Source organism: Limimaricola litoreus, from assembly GCF_024159025.1.
Lineage (GTDB): Bacteria > Pseudomonadota > Alphaproteobacteria > Rhodobacterales > Rhodobacteraceae > Limimaricola > Limimaricola litoreus.
In genome coordinates, this window is record NZ_JAMYXC010000204.1 from 1 (window position 1) to 6034 (window position 6034).

7 protein-coding genes are annotated in these 6034 nt (G+C 68.5%); 5 read left to right on the plus strand and 2 right to left on the minus strand.

Going from position 1 to position 6034, the window contains the following annotated elements:
- The coding region (locus NHG85_RS13115) for a universal stress protein (protein ID WP_253333066.1) at positions 1 to 413 on the plus strand (413 nt) is incomplete at its 5' end.
- Positions 414 to 673: 260 nt separating this feature from the next.
- On the opposite strand, the gene NHG85_RS13120 is transcribed toward NHG85_RS13115, so the two are convergent.
- Positions 674 to 994 carry an SHOCT domain-containing protein gene (locus NHG85_RS13120; RefSeq protein WP_253333068.1) on the minus strand — a complete coding sequence of 107 codons (321 nt, stop codon included), beginning with the start codon at positions 992 to 994 and terminating at the stop codon, positions 674 to 676.
- A 69-nt stretch (positions 995 to 1063) separates the two neighbouring features.
- The gene (locus NHG85_RS13125) at positions 1064 to 1858 is read right to left on the minus strand and encodes a universal stress protein (RefSeq protein ID WP_253333070.1); all 795 of its coding nucleotides are present in this window, start codon (positions 1856 to 1858) and stop codon (positions 1064 to 1066) included.
- Positions 1859 to 2310: 452 nt separating this feature from the next.
- Here NHG85_RS13125 and NHG85_RS13130 point away from each other — a divergent pair, with 452 nt between their 5' ends.
- From NHG85_RS13130 to NHG85_RS13145, 4 genes are all read left to right on the plus strand, one after another.
- A complete protein-coding gene (locus NHG85_RS13130) occupies positions 2311 to 2769 on the plus strand; it encodes an ion channel (protein ID WP_253333071.1) in 459 nt (152 codons plus the stop codon).
- Positions 2770 to 2950: 181 nt separating this feature from the next.
- Positions 2951 to 3940, plus strand: coding sequence for an NAD(+) synthase (nadE, locus tag NHG85_RS13135; protein WP_253333073.1), 990 nt, complete (start codon positions 2951 to 2953; stop codon positions 3938 to 3940).
- Positions 3941 to 4137: 197 nt separating this feature from the next.
- The gene (locus NHG85_RS13140; protein WP_370363025.1) at positions 4138 to 4878 is read left to right on the plus strand and encodes an ABC transporter ATP-binding protein; all 741 of its coding nucleotides are present in this window, start codon (positions 4138 to 4140) and stop codon (positions 4876 to 4878) included.
- On the plus strand, positions 4875 to 6034 hold a 1160-nt coding region (locus tag NHG85_RS13145), incomplete at its 3' end, for an ABC transporter permease (RefSeq protein WP_253333075.1). The genes NHG85_RS13140 and NHG85_RS13145, both read left to right, overlap by 4 nt.

A 6034-nucleotide genomic window follows, 5' to 3' on the forward strand; every position in this document is an offset into this window, starting at 1 on the left:
TGATGATCCCGCCGGGCTACGCCCCCACCGCGCCCTGCGCCTCGGCCGTGATCGGCTGGAGCGCCACGCGCGAGGCGACGCGGGCGGCGCATGATGCGCTCCTTTTGCTCGACAAGGGCGCCGAGGTCGTGCTGCTCAGCGTCGAGAAGACGCCCGATCCGGGAGAGCGGGATTACCCCGCCAACGACATTGCGGCCATGTTCAGCCGCCACGGCATGAACGCCACCGTGACCCACAGGGCACCGGGCGAGCGGCGTATCGCGGAGGTGATCGAACGAGAGGCCTTCGAGACCGGCGCGAGCTTCATCGCCACCGGGGCCTTTGGCCATTCGCGGGCCTATGACTTCGTGGTCGGCACGGTGACGCACGACCTGATACGCCATGCCAAGCGCCCGGTGCTGTTCTCCAAGTAGCGGCGTTTCGGTTTTGGCCGCTCACGGTGCCGAGCGGCCAGGCGGCGAAGCCCTGCATCGCCCGGCCCGGGAGCCGGTTGAAGGCGGCGACGATGTCGTCGCTTTCGGTCGTGGCGGATGGGGCGCTGGCGGTGATCAGGCGCGCGTGGCCGGCGTCAGGGCCCCTTTGGTGATGATCTCGACCATCCCGTAAGGGTGCGTCTGCGGGCGCTGCCCGCCTGCGGTCCTAGTCGTGGAGGGAAACCGGTCTGTTCAGCGTATCAGAGCGGATCCGACAGCGCCTTCTTGCGGGCCTCGAAATCCTCGATGTCGATCTCTCCGCGGGCGAAGCGGTCCTTCAGCACGGCGAGCGCCGACGCCTTGCCGCCATTGCCCTTGGGCCCGTCCTTGCCGATCCATTGGAACGCGAGGACCACGATGGCAATGAGCGCGGCCCAGAACAGCAGCATCATGGTGAGGCCGAAGATCCCGGCGCCCCACCCCCCCATGTGGTGCCCATAGGCGCCGAAGGTTTCGGGGTCGGCGATGGCCGGGTCGGCGGCGATCAGGGCCGGAAGCGAAAACGGGATTGATTGGCGCATGTCGGCCTCCTTAGGCGTATGCGGGGATATGGGTCGAAAATAGCCGCGCGTCCCGCGTGCCACCTTGATTCAGGCCAAGCCCGCCACAGGCGTCTCCATGCGTGCAGGTCTCTGGGTCGCAAGGGGCGCGAAGATCAGCAGGTCGCAGGGCGGCGTCTTGACGAAACCGGCATCGAGGCCTTTCAGCGGGTCCGCGCCGGTCAGCGCGACGAGGTCGAGCCCATGCGCCGAGACCTGCGTCTCGATCCGAGCGCGCGGGCCGCCGGGTGCCATGATCTTGCGGTCCTGCCCGCCTTCGACCTGCGCCTCGCCGCAGGCTGCCTTTTCGTCGAGGTCGCGGGGGTCGATCCGCATCGTCTCGACCTCGGCTTCGGGCGCGATGGCCCGAACGAAACCCATGGCGGCTTCGCGCGGCGCCTTTGCATCGGTCGTCACGAGGGCGGCGCGATAGGGTGTCTTGGGCGGTGACATCGAGACCAGCACCGGCACCGGGCAATCTGCGAGCAGCCGTTCGACGAAGGTGCCGTGAAACGTGTCGAGCCCGTTGGGATGGACATGCGGGCCGACCACGAGCAGGGCGGTCTCCTCCCGGTCGAGCGCCTCGTGGATGGCCCGCCACGCGGTCGCATCGGTGCAGTCCACCTCGATCTCCGGGCCGAAGCGGCACTGGATCCGGGCGCGCAGCGTGTCGAAGTACCCCTCCACGAGGCTGGCGAAATGCTCTGCCTGCTCGGGAGCGATGCGAAAGCTTGCCGCGTGAAAGACGTGCAGCCGCGCGCCCATATGCGCCGCGAGTGCCGCCGCACGCAGGACGGCCCCGTTGCCCGCCGTCGAAAAGTCGGTCGCCGCTACGATGGTTGTCATGGGTCCCTCCGGACACGCCAGTTTCGATGCGACCCGATCCTGCACCGCCTCGGCGCGGCGCGCCTTGCGCCAGATCAAACCTTCGCACGGGCTGTGCCCGGCGCGGTTCGGCCAAGCCGGGGATCGCGAGGGGCGATGAATGGGCGCGTGCCCGGTTCCATCGCGGTTCGGACAACAAATCCGGGGGAACATGATCTGTATCAAACCGCTGCGCGCGCGGGATGTTATGTATCCGGTATGCGAGTGACCATGGTTACGAGTGAAGACCCCGGTCGTGACATGAAGCGAAGACGCTCCGGTCCCGACCGGGGGACAGGGGACCTTGCGACGATCCGGCCTGCGGTACGACGGTCGTGCCGCAGGCCGGTTTGGCGCGTCGATCATCCCGTCAGGCCCCTCGCCGTCGGAGGCCTCGTGGCACCGATCGGCGCTGGCCGAACCGCCACAATGTCGTGCAAGACTGGAGCGTGTTGATCCAGCTGGGTCTCGGTTATCTCCTCATCGCGGCGACGGCGCTGTCGGCCGCCTTGTCCTGGTGGGGGCTCGAGCTTGTCCTGAACCGGTCGCACCGATGGGTGACGCGCCCGCCGCATGGGCCCAAGCTGACGGCGATCCTGTCGCTGGCCATGCGCTGGACCCTGTTGATGATGTCGGCGTCGGTCTGGATCTGGGCCATGGCGTTCTGGGGGCTGCGGATATTTCCGACGGTGGAAGCTTCGGTCTATTTCGCTTTGGTCGTCTTCACGACCCTCGGCTACGGGGATGTTCTCCTGCCCGTCGAATGGTGCCTGCTGGGGGGCTTGGCCGCCGCCAACGGCCTGCTGATCTTCGGCCTTCTGACGGAGATGCTGGTCGAGACGCTCCGGCAGACCCGGCTTCGCCAGAGGGGCCGGTTCGGGCAGGATGATTGAGGCCGCGCAGTCGTCGCGCCCGGACCTGCCGTGCCGCGCGACGCGGCATCCCTCGTTTCAGTGCGGCTGACACAGATCAATGTCCCGCCGCCCGAACCCGCGCAAGCTCTTGCTGACCGGCACATGCCGGTCCCGCGGTCCGCCAGGCTTGGTCCACGGCAATGGCAAAGGGAGAGCAGACATGACCCGTCTGGACATCGACACGACAAGGGCGATCCGGGAGATCTCGGAGTATCTGCAAAGGCGCGTCGCGCGCGATCGAAGCGCCGGCGTGATCCTTGGGCTCAGCGGCGGGCTCGACTCGTCGGTGCTCGCGGCACTGGCCGTCCGTGCCCTCGGCCCGCGAAGGGTGCAAGTTGTCTATCTCTACGACCGCGACAGCGATCCGCGGATCGCGCAGAATGCACGTCTCGTGGCGCAGGTTCTGGACCTGCCGCTCGAGGAGATCGACATCACGGGGGAGATGCGGCGGCGCGGCGTCTACAGGCCGCTCTTCGTGAAGCTGCTGCGCCTGTCTAGGGCGGTGGCCCGGCTCAGCACGCGCGCGTTTCGGCGGATCTGCGGCATGTCCCCTTTTCTGGCGACCTTGCGGGTAGGGCGCGGTGAGAGGCTGCGGCCCCGGTACAAGAGGTGGTTGTTCGATCACACCATCAGGCAGCTCGATCGCGGCTTCAACCAGCGCCACCTGTATCGCCGCGTCTGGATCGAGAACCGGGCGCAGGCGCAAAACCTGTCGGTCATCGGGGCCGCCAACCTGTCGGAATGCGAGGTCGGCTGGTTCGTGCATCGCGGCATAGACGATCTGCCGGTGCAGCCGATGACAGGCCTTTACAAGACGCAGGTGAGGCAGCTCGCCCGGGCGATCGACCTGCCGGACCGGGTGCGCCGCCAGCTTCCGTCTCCCGACATGGCCAAGGGGGTCTCCGACGAATTCGGAATCGGGCATGATTACAGCGTCGTGGACATCGTTCTCGACGGGGTCGACCGGGGCCTTTCCGCCGAGGAGATCGCGGCGGGGGGCATCGCGATGGCGGAGATCGAGGACATTCGCCAATTGGCCCGGCATTCGGACTGGAAGCGGCGCTCCCCGCATGAGGCGCCCCCCGTCAGCGGCAAGTTCGGCTCGGCCCTGCGGCTGGACACGCCGCAGGAGCGGCTGCGCATGGCGTGACGGCATGGGCGAGCGGTTCGAGGCGGGCAGCCCCGGTCGGCCGGGACGCGGCACGAGCCTGACGAGGCTGACGGGACGACCGATCTGGTCGCGCCGCGGGCCGGGGTCTTGATGCAGATCAAGGCCGCGGTACCGCCGCCGCGCCATCCTCGGGCGTCACTTCAGCATCGGAGCGAGGACGTGATCTTCGGACCCCCATGAGCATGTCGGCGCCCGCCGCCGCCGAAGCGCCGCAGGCGATCTTCAGGACCGAGCGGCTGACCAAGATATACGGGGCCGGCACGAAGGCCGAGGTCCGGGCCCTCGACGGCGTGGACCTCGTTCTGCCCGAAGCCGAGCTGGTCGTGCTGCTCGGCCCCTCCGGCAGCGGCAAGTCGACCCTGCTCAACATCCTCGGCGGTCTCGACCACGCCACGGGCGGGCGGGCGTGGTTTCGCGACATGGATCTCACGGCGATGACCGACCAGAAGCTGACGCGCTATCGGCGCGATCATGTGGGCTTCGTGTTCCAGTTCTACAACCTCGTCGCCAGCCTGACCGCCCGCGAGAATGTCGAACTCGTCACCGACATCGCCGCCGATCCGATGCCCGCCGCGGAGGCGCTGGCGCTGGTGGGGCTGACCGGGCCTCTCGATCATTTCCCGGCGCAGATGTCGGGCGGCGAACAGCAAAGGGTCGCCATCGCGCGCGCCATCGCGAAACGCCCCGAGGTGCTGCTGTGCGACGAGCCGACCGGCGCGCTTGACAGCCGCACCGGCGTCGAGGTTCTGGCGGCGCTCGACGCGGTCAACGACCGGTTCGGCACGACGATCCTCGTCATCACGCACAACTCCGACATCCGCCGCATGGCGCATCGCGTGATCCGGTTTCAGGACGGGCAGGTGATCGATGTCGAGCGCAATGCCAGCCGCATCTCGGCGAAGGAGGTGCAATGGTGAAGCTGCACGCCCTCGACCGCAAGCTTCTGCGCGATATCCGGCGGCTCTGGTCGCAGGTTCTCGCCATCGCGCTGGTGCTGGCCTGCGGCGTGGCGATCCTGCTCACGGCCTTCGGCATGGTCCGGGCGCTGGAGGCGACGCTCGACGATTATTACAACCGTCAGAACTTCGCAGAGCTGTTCGGCACGGCACGGCGGGCGCCTGCCGCGCTGCTCGACGAGATCCGCGCGATCGACGGCGTGACGGCGGCCGAGGGGCGGGCCACCGGCTGGGCGGTTCTCGATCTGCCGAGGCGGATTTCGACCGCCTCCGGCAAGATCCTGTCGCTACCTCGAAGCGGGGCGCGGCTCAACGCGCCGCTCCTTGTGACAGGCCGGCTGCCGGGGCCCGACAGCGATCACGAGGTCGCCGTGAACCACCGTTTCGCGCAGGCGAACGGCTACCGGCCCGGCGATCGCTTCGGGGCGATATTGGGCGGCACGCGCCGGATGCTGACGATCACGGGCACGCTGCGCAGCCCGGAGTTCATCTATGCGCTGCCGCCCGGCGGGCTGATGCCGGATGATGCCGGTTTCGCGGTGATCTGGATGCCCGCCCGCGCGGCGCAGGCGAGCTTCGGGCAGGAGGGCGCGTTCAACGACCTTTCCGTGACGCTGCGCCGTGGGGCCGACCTGCCGGTGGTGACCGACAGGATCAACGCGCTGCTCGCGCCATGGGGCGGCACGGGCGCCTATCTGCGCGACCGGCAGCCGAGCCATGCCTTCATCGACGCCGAATTGGCGCAGCTGCGCAGCATGGCGGTCGTGCTGCCGCCTATCTTCTTCGGGGTCGCGGCGTTTCTGGTGAACATGCTGCTGGGTAGGATCGTCGCGCTGGAGCGCGCCGAGATCGGCCTGCTGAAGGCCGTGGGCTACCGCGACGCGGAGATCGCGCTGCACTACTTCGGGCTCGCGGCGCTTGTGGCGGCGATCGGCATCTGCATCGGCTGGGGCGCCGGGACATGGCTCGCGCGCAGCATGGCGCATCTCTATGCGCGGTTCTTCGATTTTCCGTGGCTGATCCGGCCGGGCGGCATCGACGTCTACGCCATTTCGGGGCTGATCGGTCTTGCGGCCGCGCGGCGCGCGCGGCGCTGGCGGCCGCCCGGCTCGACCCG